This is a genomic window from Coxiella endosymbiont of Ornithodoros amblus, assembly GCF_019425495.1.
Classification (GTDB): Bacteria; Pseudomonadota; Gammaproteobacteria; order Coxiellales; family Coxiellaceae; genus Coxiella.
In genome coordinates, this window is record NZ_VFIV01000011.1 from 1 (window position 1) to 17407 (window position 17407).

The window sequence follows — 17407 nt, forward strand, 5'->3', positions numbered from 1 at the left end:
AACGCGAGCTGACTTTCGCCTCCCCTCCAAAGGCTAAGGCAATCTCAGTTAAATTAATCGTTTTTACCGCAAATAAACTTAACAGCATGCCCACAAAGCAGCTCTTTCGCGCTTTGTTCCACCCTAATTAGAACAAAAAATAACCTTGAATAATATCGAACACCTTTGAACGATTTGCGCTCACAAGAATCTTTTACTGACTTCCGAGGACCATATCTCGATTTAGTATTCAACCGTAATTAACTCCTCGGTATACCGGTTGCCTTCAATAATGAAGGCCGTGCGTGTTACTCTGAGGTACGAAGAAGTTGAGCAAATACTAGCTATTCGTAGTGAATCTGAGAGTAGTTCGGAAAGGTTGAAGATGTGCAGCATGGGATTAAGTGGAAAAATCGAGCCTAAATCAGCAGCTAGGATGGATAATAATTCCACAATCACCTGATTATATAAGTTTTTCAATTTAAAACAATGAGTTAAAAATAAAGAGCTCTGGAGCGGGAAACGAGATTCGAACTCGCGACCCCAACCTTGGCAAGGTTGTGCTCTACCAACTGAGCTATTCCCGCCTCTAGACCAGCTATTATTACTGTTCGCGTGGCATTGTCAAGTCTGGCCAGGTAATCTTTAGATAAATGATCATGCTCCAGACGGTTAAGGCTGCGGCTATCCAAAGTAAAATAACGCCGCCCCACAGTAGTTCCGCCGGAAAGCCCGGCGCATATCCTATCAATAATATTAAAGCTAGCATTTGCAACAACGTTTTGACTTTTGATAAGAGAGTGACTGCTAAACTTGTGCGTTTGCCCAATTCAGCCATCCATTCGCGTAAAGCTGAGATAAGGATTTCTCGGCAGATGATAACTGCAGCAGGAACCGCTAGATAAGTCACGTAATTTTCACCAACCATCAAAACCAACGCAGCACTCACCAATAGTTTATCGGCCACAGGGTCGAGGAAAGCACCAAAATCGGTCGTCTGCGAAAGGCTGCGCGCCAAATAACCGTCTAACCAATCCGTAATTCCTGCAACGATAAAAACAAGAGCGGCTACCAGATGCGACCACCGAAAAGGTAAAAAATAAAAAATTCCAAAAATCGGGATAGCCGATAAACGCACAAATGTCAGAAAAATCGCGATATTCATATCCTCGATTCTACGGCGATTCCTCACAAGGTCAAGCTGCCCGCCTAAGACAGCATAGTAATTCAAGGCGTACTGACGTATATTTTTATTCCAAAGGATCATCAATGTTTCACTTAACAGACACTTACACTGATCAATACCAACTGGTGATGGGATAAGTTTATTTCCTGAATTGGAAAAAATCATTCTACTGTCTTCGATTATTTCTCCCAAAAGTTGCCGTTTGAAAGGGACTGCGCTATTTTTGCAGGCTTTTGAGGGTCTACTTGCTATCCGAGATAAAAGAGCTACATTAGAGATCACCCCGGCGCCAAATTGAATCAACCTTGTTGTTCAGTGTATGGTCAAGCCCAATTAAGCAATATTAAGCGTTTAGACGGCGATTATCAGGTAATTATGGACCTTGATCCTAAATAATCAACATAGGATCAGTTCGCTAAATAACTTGTCCATCAAATCTTCCACTGGAAATATAGTGCCTTTAACCAATTTAGTCACGATGTCTCAAACTTCTGGTCTGCTAGCCATTAATCATTATAAGCAATTATCAATTATTACATTAATATTTTAATTTACAACCTAGATTCGTTAGGAACTGTAACGCCTAAAGTCCAAGCCGTCGCTAAACAAACTTTACCCATTGATGTAAGTAGTAATTTTATCAGCACGGCTGAAAAATTCCAATAATCCTTAATGAGGCTGCTACTTTTGTTAGATTTTACTATTTTAATCATTTATATGGTATTGGCGACTTTATATGATAATTTTATTTATCCCATTAAATTTTGACCACTCTGCCTTTTCCTATTTTTTGTGCTTTACTATGCTTATATATCTTTAAATCAAGAGTTAAATATTTTTGACTTTATAGATTTATTTATGTTGGTTAGAATTACTAAGAATAATGGGGTTATTATGGTATATTTCGCATTAGATGCCATACGCAAACAGGGGTTGGACGCTAACAAGCTATACTTCAAGCGTGTTCGATTCGTTCTCGTCCCATTACGATACACCACCGTTTCAGCGATTGTAGCAGCACTGTCTATCGCATTGGGCATCAGCGCCGACGGGGAAACCAGCAAAGATTGGAGATTTCTATCGTCGGCGGTCTTGTTTTTTCATAATTAATTACCCTGTATACGACCCTGGTATTCTACATTGTGATAGATAAATTGTTTTCTAAAAAATCACCATAACTAGATAAATTGCCTTCTCCTGATCTCAACCCTTCCGAAGTTTTAAATCCCGATTGAGCAACGAGCTCTTCCCACTCACTGATCATTAGCTATCGTGTAGATATGGCATAGTTCAGTTGACAGTTTGAAAACTTTCGGTACAATCAGTAAATTCGTGACACGCGCCCGTAGCTCAGTTGGATAGAGTACCTGGCTACGAACCAGGCGGTCGGCGGTTCAAATCCGTCCGGGCGCACCATAGAGTTAAAATAGATTATAATCGACCGGTTGAAATTTTCTAAACTTTTCTCAAAAAATTTTCAAAAAACTGCAAAAGTCTGGGTGAAATGTCGAATCTCGGTCCGTCATGATGGAAAAAGAAATCGAGATTAAAGTTGCCTACAAAATAGGGTCTCACATTAAAAATATTTTATAACTAATCAGTTAACCTTTGTTTATTATTATTTACTAAAGGTTCTATACAAACTAACTTTGTGTTAAAGTCCATTATAAATTTCAATATTAAATATATACAGGGAATATATACAGGGAACATGAATCTTCTTCCTGTAGGTTAGAAAATTTTTCTATCAATCGGATTCCCATTACTTGTAAGCGCTATCACTGTTACCGCAACAATAATAGCTCTTTTGCTTGTTATCGAGAAAAAACGATCACCTAGAAAAGTGTAATTTTCAAGAGCGTTTACCGAAGCCAGAACGTGTTTTTAGTATTTTATCTGTTTCTATTCTTGAAAGAAAAAGTTTTGTTACCACCAATGAAAAGGTTGTTAATTACTTTTAGAAAGTGGTACTAAAAAGTTTGTAGATGATAATAAAGAAGAATTATTAGAAAAGCTAAAAATTTTAAAATGTTTTAGCTCTTATTGATGTTCAAGAAAATTCTAAAAAAAGTCATTGATTCTTTCAAAGATGATAAAAATTTATATCTTTAAAAGATTATACTTTTCAAAATAGTTTGCCAATTGATATGATTCAGCTTGCCACTTCAATTTACTTACGAGATGTCGCTCTTCTCGAGTTTGATTTTCCGCTTCATCAAGTAGAAGATAAATCAATGGGTAAAAAATAACTACTTATTTGTGATAAGTCTCATATTCCTAATTGCTAGACAACCCGTGCTATCAGCGAAATACGTCAGGGAGAAGGCTTAACTTCAGTCGGACGTGTTTCGCGGATAGCTTAAAAAAATTTTCAAATTTTTCTCATCCAATCCTTATCCAATACAAAATGAAACTGAAAAGAGCCTGTATTCCGTAGGCTTAGCTGACCATGGTATGAACGACTTGTCTGTAATAATTAGTGTATCATGCGATAATGCAAGCTCCACATAATCCATAATGAGCCGCCGATCAATACGAACAGAATCATTATAGTGAAAATAAAAGACATTAAATTCATTCTACTTTGTTCGTTTTTCGCATTCAGACGTAAAAAACAAACTACCTGGACGATAAATTGTATTAAAGCAGATACAAATATAATGGACACCAGGGCAGTTGCGGAAAAGATTGAGTATATGACCGTCATAAAAGAAACTAAAGTTAGAATAATGCATAAGATCATCCCAACGATGTATATACTTAACTTTTTCTTACCTGTACCGTATGATTCTTCAGAAAGCATTGCGTTCATAAAATAGCTCCCATCAAATAGACGATGGTGAAAAGAAAAATCCAAACAATATCTAAGAAATTCCAAAACAGTCCGAGATAAACCATTCGCCTGGCGGCGTTTTTATTTATTTTAAGAATCGGCAATTGAATAATCATAATTAAGATCCAAAGTAGGCCCATTGTAACGTGAAAACCGTGCGTGCCCACTAAAGTAAAAAAAGCTGAAGCAGCACCACTCACAGCCCAACTGTATCCTTTAGCGCTTAGATGAAAAAACTCGATCACTTCCATAACGACGAACCCTGCGCCCAAAATGAAAGTGAGGATCAACCAAAAAATAACTGCTGTTAATTTGTTTTTATTAATTCCGAAAATAGCTAAACAAAAAGTAAAGTTACTAGCTAATAGAAAGAAGGTTTCGACTAGCACATATGATAAATCAATCAATGGCTTCAAAAGGGGGCCCACCGCGCCGGGATGGTGTAATACTAAAAAAGTAGCAACCAAGGAAGCAAACAAAATGCAATCGGTCATAATATAAAGCCAAAAACCGAAGACGTCCGTTGCATCGGCGTTATGATGATGTTCGGCAGTGGCTGTGGCTGTGTCTACCCTCATGTTAATAACTCCTCATAATGCTGTAATTCAATTTGTTTGACAGTTTCTGCTTTAACATAATAATCGATGTCCTTACTAAAAGTTCGGGCAATTACGGTAGCAATAATGCCTACGATTCCAATAATGGCCGGAATCCACATGTGCCATACAATGGTAAAACCAAAAATGCCAGCGAACATGGAAATAACAAAGCCGGCAGAAGTATTTCTAGGCATATGAATATCTTTATATTGAAGATGCTCTGGATTAACCCTTAAAGGACGTCCCCCCATCTTTGCCTTTTTCTTATCCTCCCAATATTGATCTCGTTCTTCAACCTTGGGTATAAAGGCAAAATTATAAAAAGGCGCAGGCGAAGCAACGGACCATTCAAACGTTCGGCCGTTCCAAATATCGCCTGTTTTATCCCGCAATTTATCGCGATTCTTTATGCTCACAATGATCTGAGCAATTTGCAAAAGAATGCCTATCATAATCAACGCGGCACCAATTGCAGCAACAATAAAATAAGGTTGAAGCGTAACATCAGCGTAATGGTTGAGTCGACGCATGACTCCCATCAGACCAAGCAGATAAAGTGGCATAAACGCCATATAAAAACCGGCCACCCAAAAAAGGAAAGACCATTGACCTAAGCGCTCATCTAATTGGAAACCAAACGCTTTAGGAAACCAATAAATTAATCCCGCAAAAAATCCAAAAAGCACTCCACCAATAATCACATTGTGAAAATGTGCAACTAAAAACAGGCTGTTATGAACTTGGAAATCAATGGGAGGGATCGCCATCAACACACCGGTCACGCCACCGATCGTAAAGGTGATAAAGAAAGCAAATACCCATAACATTGGCGTTCGCATAATAATTTTACCTTTATATATTGTGAAAAGCCAATTAAAGATTTTCACCCCGGTCGGTACAGCAATAATCATCGTCGCGATGCCAAAGAAGGCATTCACATCCCCTCCACTTCCCATCGTGAAAAAGTGGTGAAGCCATACAATAAAAGATAAAAAGGTAATGGCAAAAGTGGCATACACCATCGTTACGTAACCGAATAATTTTTTCTGGCTGAAAGTAGCGACCACTTCCGAGAAAACGCCAAAAGCCGGCAAAATTAAAATATAAACTTCAGGATGCCCCCATGCCCAAATTAAATTGATGTACATCATCATATTGCCACCGGCATATTGGGTGAAAAAGTGCATTCCTAAAAGGCGATCCAGCGTCAATAAGGCCAAGGAAGCCGTTAAAATCGGGAAGGCTAACGCAATTAAAATCATGGAGCAAAACGTCGTCCAAACAAAAATCGGCATCCTCATAAAAGTCATTCCAGGACAGCGCATCTTCACAATCGTGGCAATAAAATTAATACTTCCCAGAAGGCTCCCCACCCCCGCGATCTGTAAAGCCCAAATAAAATAGTCGACCCCTGCCGTAGGACTATAATAGAGTTCTGAAAGTGGCGGATACGCTAACCAACCTGTTGCCGCAAAATCACCAATAACCAAAGAAACGTTGCATAACATTGCCCCCGAAAAGGTCATCCAAAAACTAAAGGAGTTCAGATAAGGGTAGGCAACATCTCGAGCGCCGACCTGCAAGGGCAGAACAATATTGGCCAGTCCAAATACTAATGGCATGGCTACAAAGAAGATCATAATAACACCATGCGCGGTAAAAATTTGGTCGTAATGTTGAGGCGGCAAATAACCCATATTGGCACCCGCAGCAATCGCTTGTTGCGAGCGCATCAAAACAACATCCGAAAAGCCTCTCAGTAGCATCACGCCAGCCAAAAGAACGTACATAATGCCAATTTTTTTATGATCGACGGAAGTGATCCATTCATGCCAGATATAAGACCATTTTTTGGTAATGGTAATGGTGACTAGAATACCGACTAAAATTACTGCCATAAATCCCCCCGCCCCCATAATAATCGGCGTGTGAAGGGGAATAGCATCCAGTGTTAATTTACCAAAAATAAGTTTCTCTAACATCGTTGACCCTTTATTTAATTAATTTAATCACTCTGAGGAATAGCCCAATGCCTGGGGATCCTCGTGGTTTGCTTATATTTCATGATTATTTGCGAAAATAAATTAGGCGCTACGGATGAAAAATACCGCACAGGACCTTTCATAGAAGGATGAATCAGGTTTTGATAAAGTTTAAGTGTTAGTTGTTCCTTGGATTTCTTAGCTTTTTCAAACCAATGCTGCAACTCATCAGGCTCGACAACTTTCACCTTAAAACACATATCCGAAAATCCATCGCCATTATATTGCGTATTAAGTCCCCAATAGTTCCCGTCTTTTAATGCAAGCAAATGCAACCTGGTTCGCATGCCGGCCATGGTATAAATTTGACTTCCTAACTCCGGAATAAAAAAGGCGCTCATCGGAACGTTATCGCTCGTAAACCAGAATTCGATTTGCTGCTCTTTGGGGAGTTTTAGGTAATTAACCGTCGCAATATTTTGTTCCGGATAAATAAAGAGCCACTTCCAAGGTAAGGCTACTGCCTGAATTAACAGGGGTTTTCCTGGAACATCTATCTTCCGATAAGGGTCTAATTTATGAGTTAAACTCCAGGTCATAATTCCCAAAATTATAATAATTCCGCAAGGCACCCCCCACCAGATGGTTTCTAAAAGGGCACTGTGCCCCCAGTTAGGTTTGTAGTCCGAGGTTTTATGTCCGGCCCGATAGCGAAAGATAAAAGTAAAACTCATAATAAAAACAGGGATGACTACAATGAGCATTAAAGCCAGTGAGTCAAAAAAGAGCTGTCTTTCTTCAAACGAAATAGTCCCCTCCGGATTCAGAATGCCACCGCCCTTTAAAGAATGGCAGCCTACCAAGCTTAGCCCTGCAAGAAGGACGCCAAAAAATATAAAAAATTTTACTATATTTTTCAAATACTTATTAGGATATACCCAATTTTTTTTGATCATTGTATTCCTACTGGGTATGGTTTAACCAACTATTGGTTAAAGGAAGTACTTTTTTCCGCACCAATATACTGATAATATTCTCTAAAGCCAATAGTAAAAGGCGCCTATAGAGAGATAAAAGAATGTCATATATCATTTTAGCTCGTTGGTTTGGACTCATTTCTATTATTTTATCTCTAGGAATCTTATTCAACTTAGACGATGCGGCCGTTATGGCGAGAAATATGCTCCATAGCGAATCGGGTTATATCATGGGCGGTGTGTTGCCCATTATTTTTGGCTCTTTAGCCTTCATGAAACACAATAGTTTCGCACCAACTTGGCAAATCGTTGTCACGATAATTGGGCTTTTTATGTTAGGTATTGGCGTTTTTCGGGTAATTTTCGTGAATACTTGGAAAAGGCTCATCGAAGAGCATTTAGATAAAATACCTTTTCTCTTTAGTCTCTTTGGACTTATCTTGGGTTTGTTACTATTATATGTAGGCTTTTTGCAGCAATAGTGGTTTATCACACGAAATAAGGTCTGCTTACAATTCGCTAAGCTGAGCCAGATAGACATTTAGGTCTTATCAATTTCAACCAATCCATAATGGACCCCTAGTTTAATCAGCTCAACATCGTTTTTAACGCTCAATTTTTCAAATATGCGGTAGCGGTGAGAATTCACGGTCTTTCCAGTAATATGTAATTGATTGGCAATCGCCTTCGCTTTTTTGCCTTTGGCCAACAAGAGTAGAACTTCCATCTCCCGATCGCTCAGCTTCTTAAAAGGTGAAGTCACGGCTGTTGTTGTCTTACTCAAAGCAAGACGATTGGCAATGGCGGAGCTAATATAACGCTGACCCTTATACACTGCCAAAATTGCCTGATCCAATTCTGCTGTATCACTGCTTTTCGTAATTAGCCCCCGCACACCCACTTCCAACAACCGTATCGGAAGCAGATCTCCTTCCATCCCTGTCACCATAAGTATCTTGATCGTGGAGTCACGACGAAGAAGCTTTCTTGAAAGCTCAAGTCCATTCGTATCTGGTAATTGGAAATCAAGGATAATTACATCCGGTTTTTTGCGACGTCTTAGTTTTAGCCCTTCCTCTCCTGTCCCAGCCTCCCCCACAATACGAACTCCGTGGATTTCCTCAAGCATTAACCGCATAGCTTGACGAATTAACAGATGGTCTTCAATTAGAAGGACGGTAATCACTTATTCTCTCGGCTTTTTGCGTTTCTAAATCGATATATTCATTCATGTTGCTCTCAATGTTAATTCTATTAAAGGATTACCACAATCTAAATGAGCCATTCGTCCATCATACCAATCTTCCTACGGGATGAATCCGCCCTCTTAACTCAATAAGCAATTAATTAATTATTAAAATATCTCTCCCTAAATCTGAGAACCTCTATAGAAAAATACCACTCGCTACTGAAATTCAAATTATTTTTGAGAACATAGCAACTTTTTTAAGTAATAGATGGATTGAAAGCAGCTTGTGGGAATTGGAAAGGTTGGCGAAAAATAAATTTTTAACACACGTAAACGCTAAGATTATTCTCATCTTGGTTAAAAAGCTTCGAAAAGGCAACCCAAATGCCCAAGAAATTGAGAATAGCATTTGGGGAGTGGTAGGCCTTGCGTCATCGCTCATTGCACGCCCAATTCCAGATGAAGATATCGTGGCTTTATTGGATAAGTTTCTAGAAAAAGAAAACCCCCATATCACAAAATATTTCAACGAGCGTAAATGGAGTCGGTAATTTATTAGCAGAGGCAAATTCACTGGATCTTAAGAGACTTAGCGATCTCTATTGTGTGATCTGGTACCTCTATGAAAAGCTAACAGCACTCGAATCTATACTGGAAAAATTGTCAGTATTATTGGAGGCTTAGAGGCAGTACTAACATTAGCAGGCCTCATTGAATACGACAGAGAAATCGCTTGAGCTCGTAAATTCTGCTGCTATATGGAACTTGTTTAGTCGGCTTAAAGAGATGTCTCACGACAAACATCAAATTACTACATGCCTACGTGGATTAGCTGTGCTTGCGAACTTACAACTTTTAGAGTTTAATACGAAATCCACTCGTAATTTTATGGAAACTATTCAGTGTCTATTTAGTTAGTAGCGCTCAAAATATGAATTTTACCTCCGAACAGACTGGCATATGCCTCATTGGATTAAGTGAATTGGTCGTATTAGCGAAATCTGGGTCCAAAAATAAAGGCAAAACTATTCAATTAATAGTTAGTGGGTTGCGAAAATTTAAGTACAATTGTTAAGAAACTGTTTGACCGTTTTCAAAACACCAAGTTTTCACACACGACTTCGTAACTGATTGCTGTTTGTTATAGTGATGTATTGTTCATTCAATTAGGATTCCCCATTTCCTTCGGAAGGGAGCTCTATGCTATCGCTCAACAAAAGACGCTTGAAGGTGCTGATAAAGCTAAGTTAGCGGAAGTAGATTTATGTTTTTGCGATTCAGTTAAATAAACTTACAAATTATTTAAGCCACTTTCACAACAAGGTTAGAAAGGAATGTTTAAAAAAACTCTTCCCAACCCTTAATATTAAGCATATGTTAAGCGTTGAGAATGACATCGTTAAAACTGAAAAGCTTGGAAATGACATTAAGCAGTTGATCCTAGGAGAAATCGAATCGTTAACTTCGTCACCCAAACGTGCGAAATATACATAGTTTATTTGCTTCGTGCTGTGAGAACAGATTTAATATGAATAAAGATGATATTCCATTAGAAATAACGGCGCTGCGTCTAAGTAACTAAAATCTAATACTCATACATTCATACTAAAAAAGGCATTCGTCAATTATCAAGCCGTTAGGATAGAAGAACTGAAAATGAGGTCCTGTAATTGATAAAAAGATAAGTGGCTACAGTTTTTCAGCTAAGTCTCTTGATTTATGCTAAACTAGATGAAACATTTTCGTAGACACACTAACCCGAAATCCTGCGACCCTGCGCCTTTTTTAATACAAGATTTTTAAACAAGCTAATAACCAAGGACCCCACCTCAACCATTAACCGGCCGTGACTATGCTGCTTCCGAAAAATATTGGAGGCACGAAAGCACCGCCGGTTCAACAGCCAGAGTATTGCTAATTTACTCTTAGCCATTACTTACCAGCAGACACGATGGCACTTTCTCCCAAGAAATTTGCCACTCAATTGCGTGTACTATGGCTCAAAATGTTGAACGATTTGGACACCCAAGGGATTGTCAACACATTGTGGGCGTTAGCCACGATGGACATGCGGTGGCGAGAATTAGAAATCTGATTATTAATTGACCATTTACTCGATACTATTCATCGCAATCCTGAACAACCCGATCCCCAACAAATTGCCAATACGCAATGGGCCTTAACGATGACGACCGTGAGTTGGGAATATTTGCAGGGGTTTAGACCAGTTATTGTTGAGTCTCATTTTTATCAGCACAGACTCCCATGTTTTGGGATAGCTGGTTTTTGCACGCCAAACAAGTCAACAATTTAGTGTAAATTATCCCAAATCGTATATATCCTGGCTCTAAATCGCCATGAAATGACGGCAGTGGGCATCCCTTTGCGTTTCATAGGCACTAAGAATGTACACACGAAGGAGTAAAGGCAAATGATCTGCTTTCATAACAATTACCCAAAAAAAAGCAGGTGCGCTTTCAAAAGTAATAACATATTAAAATTGGAATATCCTTTTCACACTGACAATCCTTTCAGTTTCAATGGCACTTCTGAAACAAAGATCAGCTAGCACCAGAAAGTGTGCTCTCTTTAGTCATTCTTTTAACTCTTTAATAAAATATATATTTCCGCTTGCCGGCGTTGGCTGGAACTCACTGTCCATTGCTTAAAATTATGCCAAACTGACGGAGAGAGAGGGATTCGAACCCTCGATGGAGCTTTCACCCCATACTCCCTTAGCAGGGGAGCGCCTTCAGCCTCTCGGCCATCTCTCCACAGCAGAAAACATAAGGCATGAATGATAACATCCTGTTAACGGAAAGAAAATCGTTGTGGAGAACCGTTATACGACAATAAATATGACTGAAAAAAATCACGAAAACCCCGCGTATCACAGCGGGGGTAAGGTTATGCAGATTCGTTGGTCTTTCCAGGCTGGTCTTCTGGCTGAGCCAATTTCTCCCGCTGAATCCGCTCATAAATTTCTTCGCGGTGAACAGAAATATCTTTCGGGGCGTCTATCCCTAAACGGACTTGATTACCTTTTACACCAAGAACGGTTATCTTGATGTCGTCTCCAATGATTACCGATTCACCAATACGTCTGGTTAGTATTAACATCTTCCTCTCCTTCTTTGAGGAATCCTTACCTGCAAGCCTTGTGGCAAACCTCCCTATATTTGATTTTAGTACATTGTACAAGTTTAGCGAACTTGCCTCTCTCTTCTCTTAGTAATGCTTCAAAAGGATAACGGAATTTACTGATAAATCAAGTAAATTTTATTTCTTGGTTTAGCTTGAAGGCTGAATGGAGCGTGCGGGCCCCCAACTCTAAATACTTCTCATCAATAACCGCGGAGATCTTAACTTCGGTGGCCGTGATGAGATGGATATGGATTCCTTCTTGGCCTAATGCGCTAAACATTTGAGAGGCGATTCCCGCATGCGAGCGCATCCCTACTCCCACCAAGGAGATCTTAGCAACCTGATCGCTACCTAATACAGCACCTCCAGCAAGCTCGCTGGCTACCTGCTTCATAATCAAAAAAGCGTCTTTATAATCGTCCCTCGGAAGCGTGAAACTAAAATCAATATTAGCATCAATCGTAGGTACATTTTGCACAATCATATCGACTTCAATATTGGCCTTGCTAATAGGCCCTAGAATATAGCTTGCTAACCCTGGCCTCTCAGGAATGCCCTGGATCGTTAACTTGGCCTGACGGCGATCAAAGGCGATGCCTGAAACCAGGGGCTGCTCCGCTGAATCCCACTCAAAAGCGATTAACGTGCCGGGACCTTTACGCAAACTGGACAAAACTCGCACCGGTACTTTGAATTTACCCGCGAATTCTAAACAGCGATTTTGCAAAATTTTCGCCCCCAAACTCGACATTTCCATCATTTCATCAAAGATAATTTTAGGAATGCGGCGGGCTTGAGGAACAATTTTCGGATCACTCGTATAAACTCCATCGACATCCGTAAAAATTTGACATTCGTCTGCCTCGAGGGCTGCTGCTAATGCAACAGCCGTGAGATCAGATCCTCCGCGGCCTAAGGTAGTAATATCTCCCGTATCGCTAACCCCTTGAAAACCAGCAATGACAGGAACACGCCCTTCTTTTAAATCCCTATACAAAATTTTAGGGTTGATGTCCACAATCCGCGCTTTTTTATGCTCATTAGTCGTACGCAATCGAATTTGAGCTGCTGTATAGGAATGGGCGGGACAATTACGGGCCTCCAAAGCCATGCTCAAAAGAGCAGCTGAAACTTGTTCGCCTGTAGAAATTAAAGCATCATATTCGCGCCCATTAGAATCCGATATCGACTGGGCTAATTTGATGAGACGATCTGTTTCGCCATACATAGCGGAAACAACTGCTACTACAGCATGGCCTTCCTGACGCACTTCAGAAATAAGACGGGCCACGTTTTGTATGCGTTCGAGATTCGCAACCGAACTTCCACCAAATTTCTGAACGATTAACGCCATAAAAATTATTCCTTTAACTTTTTCTCAATCCATTTAGGCACGGCTGCAAGCGCCACTTCCAAATTCTCCGGTTTTTCTCCTGCTCCTTGAGCTAAATCAGGGCAGCCCCCGCTGCGGCCACCAACCTTTTCGGCTATCGGCGTCAGTAGTTCTGTCGCATTAAAATGATCTAAGCAATTTTTTGTAACTCCCGCTACTAACTGTACCCGCTTTCCTTCTACCATCGCTAATACGATCGCCGCTTTCTCTAACTTTTGTTTTAATTGATCTACGATTGCTCGTAGCGTCTCATGATCAACGGCTTCCAATCGGATGGCAAGCGTTTTTATGCCGTGCATATCCAACACTTGGTTAACTAAGCTTTCAAGCTGTTGATTCACCAGCCACTGTTTTAATTTTGTTAGTTCTTTTTTCAAGTTGCGATGATCTTCTAAAATTTGGCCTAACTTCGCCGTTAAATTATTACGGTTCGTTTTTAATAAAGCACCGAGCGAACGTAATTGTTGCTCAGTAGATTCAATATAGTCTAGCGCAGCCTTACCAGTGACTGCTTCAATGCGTCGAATGTCAGCCGCGCAACCGGATTCAGAGACAATTTTAAATAAACCAATTTCCCCCGTTCGTTCTGTATGGGTTCCGCCACAAATTTCAGTAGAAAAATCACCCATTTCGAGTACACGGACCTCTTTGCCATACCGCTCTCTAAATAAAGCCAACGCACCTTTTTTCTTTGCTTCTTCTAGGGTCATCACTTCGATGGTGGAAAGCAAATTCTCTTGGATCTGTTGATTAACTAATCTTTCAACTGCCTGCAATTCTTCTGGCATAAGAGGTTTAGAATGAGAAAAATCAAATCGTAAACGGTTTGCTTCAACCAGAGAGCCCTTTTGCATCACACGTTCGCCGAGCACACGGCGCAAAGCTTCGTGAAGCAAATGTGTGGCGGAGTGGTTACGCATAATATCAAAACGCGACACATCGACTGCGGCGCGAACTTTATCTTTTACATTTAAACGACCTTTTAACATCTCACCAATATGTAAATAAATACCGCCTTGCTTTTTAGTATCCTTAACACGAAAACTGCCTTTTTCAAAATATAAAAACCCTTGATCACCGACTTGACCTCCCGATTCTGCATAAAAGGGGGTACGATCCAGTACTACCACTCCTTTTTCGCTTTTGTTTAATCGGTTGGTAGGCTGATCATTCTGCAGCAAAGAAATTACGTTCGCTTGTGAATTTAACGTTTCATAGCCCACGAATTGCGTTTCGCCGCTACTACCACTAATAGATGCTTTTTTGGCATAATTAGCTACGAATTGATGCGCTTGCTGCGATTGTTCACGCTGACGTTCCATGGCTTTATCGAATCCTGCATAGTCCATCACAAAATCACGCTCTCTTGCAATATCAGCCGTCAAGTCAGGTGGGAATCCATAGGTGTCGTATAATTGAAAAATTAGATTGCCTGGAATTTGACGGGAAGGTAAGGTGGCCATTTCATGATCTAAAATCTTAAGACCTTTTTTTAATGTATTAGAAAATTGTATTTCCTCCTGCTTGATGGTTTGCTCGATCAGTGCTTCGGATTTACGAAGCAAAGGATAGGCGCCCCCGATCTCTTCTACCAACGGTTTGGTTAATTGATAGAAAAAAGGTTCCTCTTGCCCCAATTTATACCCATGACGAACGGCCCGGCGAATAATACGACGCAGAACGTAACCCCGCCCTTCGTTAGAAGGGATCACTCCATCGGCAATAAGGAAAACAACCGAGCGAATATGATCCACAATCACCCGCATTGAAGTATTGTGAAGTTCCTCGGTCTTAAGAAGCACTCTTAACGCTTTCAATAAGTACTGGAATAAATCGATATCGTAATTGTCGTGGACACCCTGCATAACAGCCGCCAGACGCTCTAAACCCATCCCTGTATCTACGCTCGGTTTTATAAGAGGGTGTGGATTTCCTTTTGCGTCGCGGTTGTACTGCATAAATACTAAGTTCCAAATTTCCACATATCGGTCGCCATCTGCCTCTGCGCTTCCTGGTGGGCCCCCAGAGATATTTGGCCCGTGGTCATAAAATATTTCTGTACACGGCCCGCAAGGCCCGGTGTCGCCCATTTGCCAGAAATTGTCCTTTTCCCCGCAACGTGAGAACCGCTCTGGATTTATTTTGATTTCCTTAAGCCATATGGACTCAGTCTCAAAGTCATCCTGAAATACCGTCACCCACAATCGTTGAGGCGGCAACTTTAAAACGTTAGTTAAAAAATCCCATGCAAATTTAATAGCATCGCGTTTAAAATAATCGCCAAAACTAAAGTTCCCCAACATTTCAAAAAAGGTATGATGGCGGGCCGTATAACCAACATTCTTTAAATCGTTGTGTTTTCCACCTGCTCGCATACAAGGTTGTATCGAAACAGCACGCTGATAAGGTCGTGTTTCAAGACCCAAAAAAACATTTTTAAATTGCACCATCCCCGCATTAGTGAACAATAGCGTCGGATCATTTTTTGTTATTAATGAACTACCTGAAATAACTTCATGATTTAATTGTTTAAAATAATTCAGGAAAATTTCTCGTAATTGATTGCTATTCATTTTTTTTTAAAGTTTATAAATTTGTTTTAAATTAAATCCTCGTTGCAGTAGGAAACGCATCTGATTGGCTGATGGTTTTTCTTTTACACTTTGACATCCATATTTGTTTTTCCAAACCGAAAACAATATTTCAACCTGAAACGATTTGTCACCATACATATATTGCTGAATTAAAGAATTCTCAATACCTCTCTGTTGGAGTTCTGCGATGATTCGACGACGGGCCCGACGCCAGACTCAATGCGTTGGTGCACGTAAGGCTTCGACATATCTCTCATCGCTTTGAAGACCTTCCCTGGCGGATGCCAACTCGGTTTCAACTTCTGAAAGTTTGTAGCCTCTCGTAACGAGTTTTCGCTTTAATTCTTCTTGTAAATGTTCTTGTCTCGCCAAAAAGGAAATCGCACGGTTACGCAAGTCCATCATTCTATTGCATTGACTTCTGCAGCGGTTTTCTCGCTTTCTCGATGCGGCAACAGTTTTTCACGTAAACGTGTTTCAATTTCCTCTACAACTCTTGGATTTTCAAGGAAAAATTGTCGAAGATTTTCTTTTCCTTGGCAGATGCGCTCGCCATTGTAACTGTACCAAGCACCTGTTTTTTCGATCAGTTCATTTTTAACACCGAGGTCAATTAACTCACTTTCGCGCGAAATACCAAGACCGTAAAGAATATCAAACTCGACTTGACGGAAAGGTGGCGCCACCTTGTTTTTAACTACCTTTACTCGAGTTTCACTGCCTAAAATCTCTTCGCCCTTTTTGATCGCTCCAATTCGGCGAATATCCAAGCGTACTGATGCATAAAACTTAAGTGCGTTTCCCCCTGTGGTCGTTTCCGGATTTCCAAACATAACACCGATTTTCATACGTATTTGATTAATAAATATTACTAAGGTATTGGATTTCTTAATGTTTGCCGTGAGCTTACGTAGCGCTTGTGACATTAAACGCGCTTGCAAACCCATATGAGAATCGCCCATATCGCCCTCAATTTCGGCTTTTGGCGTCAGGGCGGCAACAGAGTCGATCACGATCAGATCAACGGCGCCTGACCGAACCAACATGTCCGTAATTTCTAAAGCTTGTTCCCCTGTATCAGGCTGGGATATTAACAAGTCCTCTACTTTAACACCTAATTTGCCCGCATAAATGGCATCCAACGCATGTTCCGCATCCACAAAAGCAGCCGTACCGCCAATACGCTGACAAGAAGCAATTGTTTGTAAGGCCAGCGTGGTTTTTCCAGAAGCTTCCGGCCCGTAAATTTCAATAACCCGACCCCTGGGTAATCCACCCACACCCAAAGCGATATCCAAGCCCAAGGAGCCTGTCGAAATGACATCGATGTCTCGTACGAGTCCGGGATCACCTAAACGCATGACTGAACCTTTACCAAACTGACGCTCAATTTGCGACAAAGCAGCATCCAGCGCATTACTACGATTATCCATCCCAGCTCCTTATCAAAAGAAGAATTTAATATTCGTATTTTATTTATTTAATAGCTATTATTCCACAAATAACGCTAATTGGTATACCGTTGTTACTC

General features: G+C 40.4%; 15 protein-coding genes, 3 tRNA genes and 3 pseudogenes. 5 read left to right on the forward strand and 16 right to left on the reverse strand.

Going from position 1 to position 17407, the window contains the following annotated elements; translation table 11 throughout:
• Nucleotides 1-222 precede the first annotated feature (222 nt).
• The 4 genes from FIV31_RS02520 to FIV31_RS02535 all read right to left on the reverse strand — a co-directional run bounded on the left by FIV31_RS02520 (nt 223) and on the right by FIV31_RS02535 (nt 2429).
• The gene (locus FIV31_RS02520) at nt 223-459 is read right to left on the reverse strand and encodes a hypothetical protein (protein WP_280123692.1); all 237 of its coding nucleotides are present in this window, start codon (nt 457-459) and stop codon (nt 223-225) included.
• Between the two features lie 31 nt (nt 460-490).
• Nucleotides 491-566 (reverse strand) — tRNA-Gly (locus tag FIV31_RS02525).
• Nucleotides 567-583: 17 nt separating this feature from the next.
• Nucleotides 584-1246 (reverse strand): CDP-diacylglycerol--glycerol-3-phosphate 3-phosphatidyltransferase, encoded by a 663-nt coding sequence (gene pgsA, locus FIV31_RS02530; protein WP_280123693.1) that lies wholly within the window; start codon nt 1244-1246, stop codon nt 584-586.
• A 1054-nt stretch (nt 1247-2300) separates the two neighbouring features.
• Nucleotides 2301-2429 carry a hypothetical protein gene (locus FIV31_RS02535; protein ID WP_280123694.1) on the reverse strand — a complete coding sequence of 43 codons (129 nt, stop codon included), beginning with the start codon at nt 2427-2429 and terminating at the stop codon, nt 2301-2303.
• A gap of 75 nt (nt 2430-2504) precedes the next feature.
• Here FIV31_RS02535 and FIV31_RS02540 point away from each other — a divergent pair.
• A tRNA-Arg gene (locus FIV31_RS02540) sits at nt 2505-2581 on the forward strand.
• Nucleotides 2582-3641: 1060 nt separating this feature from the next.
• On the opposite strand, the gene cyoD is transcribed toward FIV31_RS02540, so the two are convergent.
• The 5 genes and pseudogenes from cyoD to FIV31_RS02565 form a co-directional block, all read right to left on the reverse strand.
• Nucleotides 3642-3977 carry a cytochrome o ubiquinol oxidase subunit IV gene (cyoD, locus tag FIV31_RS02545; RefSeq protein ID WP_280123695.1) on the reverse strand — a complete coding sequence of 112 codons (336 nt, stop codon included), beginning with the start codon at nt 3975-3977 and terminating at the stop codon, nt 3642-3644.
• On the reverse strand, nt 3974-4576 hold the full coding sequence (cyoC, locus tag FIV31_RS02550) for a cytochrome o ubiquinol oxidase subunit III (protein ID WP_280123696.1): 603 nt from the start codon (nt 4574-4576) through the stop codon (nt 3974-3976). Before cyoC ends, cyoD begins: the two co-directional genes overlap by 4 nt.
• Entirely contained in the window at nt 4573-6579 is a 2007-nt protein-coding gene (gene cyoB, locus FIV31_RS02555) for a cytochrome o ubiquinol oxidase subunit I (protein ID WP_280123697.1), read from the reverse strand. Before cyoB ends, cyoC begins: the two co-directional genes overlap by 4 nt.
• Nucleotides 6580-6602: 23 nt before the next feature.
• Nucleotides 6603-7499 carry a COX aromatic rich motif-containing protein gene (locus FIV31_RS02560; RefSeq protein ID WP_280123712.1) on the reverse strand — a complete coding sequence of 299 codons (897 nt, stop codon included), beginning with the start codon at nt 7497-7499 and terminating at the stop codon, nt 6603-6605.
• A gap of 43 nt (nt 7500-7542) precedes the next feature.
• Nucleotides 7543-7664 (reverse strand): annotated as a pseudogene (locus tag FIV31_RS02565) (hypothetical protein).
• On the opposite strand from FIV31_RS02565, the pseudogene FIV31_RS02570 reads away from it, so the two are divergent.
• Nucleotides 7658-8058 (forward strand): annotated as a pseudogene (locus FIV31_RS02570) (hypothetical protein). The pseudogenes FIV31_RS02565 and FIV31_RS02570 overlap by 7 nt on opposite strands.
• 39 nt (nt 8059-8097) lie before the next feature.
• Here FIV31_RS02570 and FIV31_RS02575 read toward each other — a convergent pair.
• Nucleotides 8098-8742: a response regulator gene (locus FIV31_RS02575; RefSeq protein ID WP_280123698.1), complete on the reverse strand. Its 645-nt coding sequence runs from the start codon at nt 8740-8742 to the stop codon at nt 8098-8100.
• Nucleotides 8743-9047: 305 nt separating this feature from the next.
• Here FIV31_RS02575 and FIV31_RS02580 point away from each other — a divergent pair, with 305 nt between their 5' ends.
• The 3 genes from FIV31_RS02580 (at nt 9048) to FIV31_RS02590 (ending at nt 11059) form a co-directional block, all read left to right on the forward strand.
• Nucleotides 9048-9296 (forward strand): hypothetical protein, encoded by a 249-nt coding sequence (locus FIV31_RS02580; protein WP_280123699.1) that lies wholly within the window; start codon nt 9048-9050, stop codon nt 9294-9296.
• 1400 nt (nt 9297-10696) lie between these two features.
• Nucleotides 10697-10840, forward strand: a complete 144-nt coding sequence (locus FIV31_RS02585; protein ID WP_280123700.1) for a hypothetical protein — start codon at nt 10697-10699, stop codon at nt 10838-10840.
• A gap of 6 nt (nt 10841-10846) precedes the next feature.
• Nucleotides 10847-11059 (forward strand): DUF1601 domain-containing protein, encoded by a 213-nt coding sequence (locus tag FIV31_RS02590; protein WP_425278259.1) that lies wholly within the window; start codon nt 10847-10849, stop codon nt 11057-11059.
• Nucleotides 11060-11430: 371 nt separating this feature from the next.
• Here the strand turns inward: FIV31_RS02590 and FIV31_RS02595 are convergent.
• From FIV31_RS02595 to recA, 6 genes and pseudogenes are all read right to left on the reverse strand, one after another.
• Nucleotides 11431-11519, reverse strand: a tRNA-Ser gene (locus FIV31_RS02595).
• A 133-nt stretch (nt 11520-11652) separates the two neighbouring features.
• The gene (gene csrA, locus FIV31_RS02600; protein WP_280123701.1) at nt 11653-11865 is read right to left on the reverse strand and encodes a carbon storage regulator CsrA; all 213 of its coding nucleotides are present in this window, start codon (nt 11863-11865) and stop codon (nt 11653-11655) included.
• 148 nt (nt 11866-12013) lie between these two features.
• On the reverse strand, nt 12014-13243 hold the full coding sequence (locus tag FIV31_RS02605; protein ID WP_280123702.1) for an aspartate kinase: 1230 nt from the start codon (nt 13241-13243) through the stop codon (nt 12014-12016).
• Between the two features lie 5 nt (nt 13244-13248).
• Nucleotides 13249-15855, reverse strand: coding sequence for an alanine--tRNA ligase (alaS, locus tag FIV31_RS02610; protein WP_280123703.1), 2607 nt, complete (start codon nt 15853-15855; stop codon nt 13249-13251).
• A pseudogene (locus tag FIV31_RS02615) lies at nt 15848-16281 on the reverse strand (regulatory protein RecX). Before FIV31_RS02615 ends, alaS begins: the two are co-directional and overlap by 8 nt.
• Nucleotides 16278-17309, reverse strand: coding sequence for a recombinase RecA (recA, locus tag FIV31_RS02620; RefSeq protein WP_280123704.1), 1032 nt, complete (start codon nt 17307-17309; stop codon nt 16278-16280). Before recA ends, FIV31_RS02615 begins: the two are co-directional and overlap by 4 nt.
• Between the last annotated feature and the right edge of the window lie 98 nt (nt 17310-17407).

Bases quoted from the DNA above. Each gene is read 5' to 3' on its own strand.
- pgsA (WP_280123693.1), bottom strand. From the start codon at position 1,246: ATGATCCTTTGGAATAAAAATATACGTCAGTACGCCTTGAATTACTAT.
- FIV31_RS02535 (WP_280123694.1), bottom strand. From the start codon at position 2,429: ATGATCAGTGAGTGGGAAGAGCTCGTTGCTCAATCGGGATTTAAAACT.
- cyoD (WP_280123695.1), bottom strand. From the start codon at position 3,977: ATGAACGCAATGCTTTCTGAAGAATCATACGGTACAGGTAAGAAAAAG.
- cyoC (WP_280123696.1), bottom strand. From the start codon at position 4,576: ATGAGGGTAGACACAGCCACAGCCACTGCCGAACATCATCATAACGCC.
- cyoB (WP_280123697.1), bottom strand. From the start codon at position 6,579: ATGTTAGAGAAACTTATTTTTGGTAAATTAACACTGGATGCTATTCCC.
- FIV31_RS02585 (WP_280123700.1), top strand. From the start codon at position 10,697: ATGGCACTTTCTCCCAAGAAATTTGCCACTCAATTGCGTGTACTATGG.
- csrA (WP_280123701.1), bottom strand. From the start codon at position 11,865: ATGTTAATACTAACCAGACGTATTGGTGAATCGGTAATCATTGGAGAC.
- FIV31_RS02605 (WP_280123702.1), bottom strand. From the start codon at position 13,243: ATGGCGTTAATCGTTCAGAAATTTGGTGGAAGTTCGGTTGCGAATCTC.
- alaS (WP_280123703.1), bottom strand. From the start codon at position 15,855: ATGAATAGCAATCAATTACGAGAAATTTTCCTGAATTATTTTAAACAA.
- recA (WP_280123704.1), bottom strand. From the start codon at position 17,309: ATGGATAATCGTAGTAATGCGCTGGATGCTGCTTTGTCGCAAATTGAG.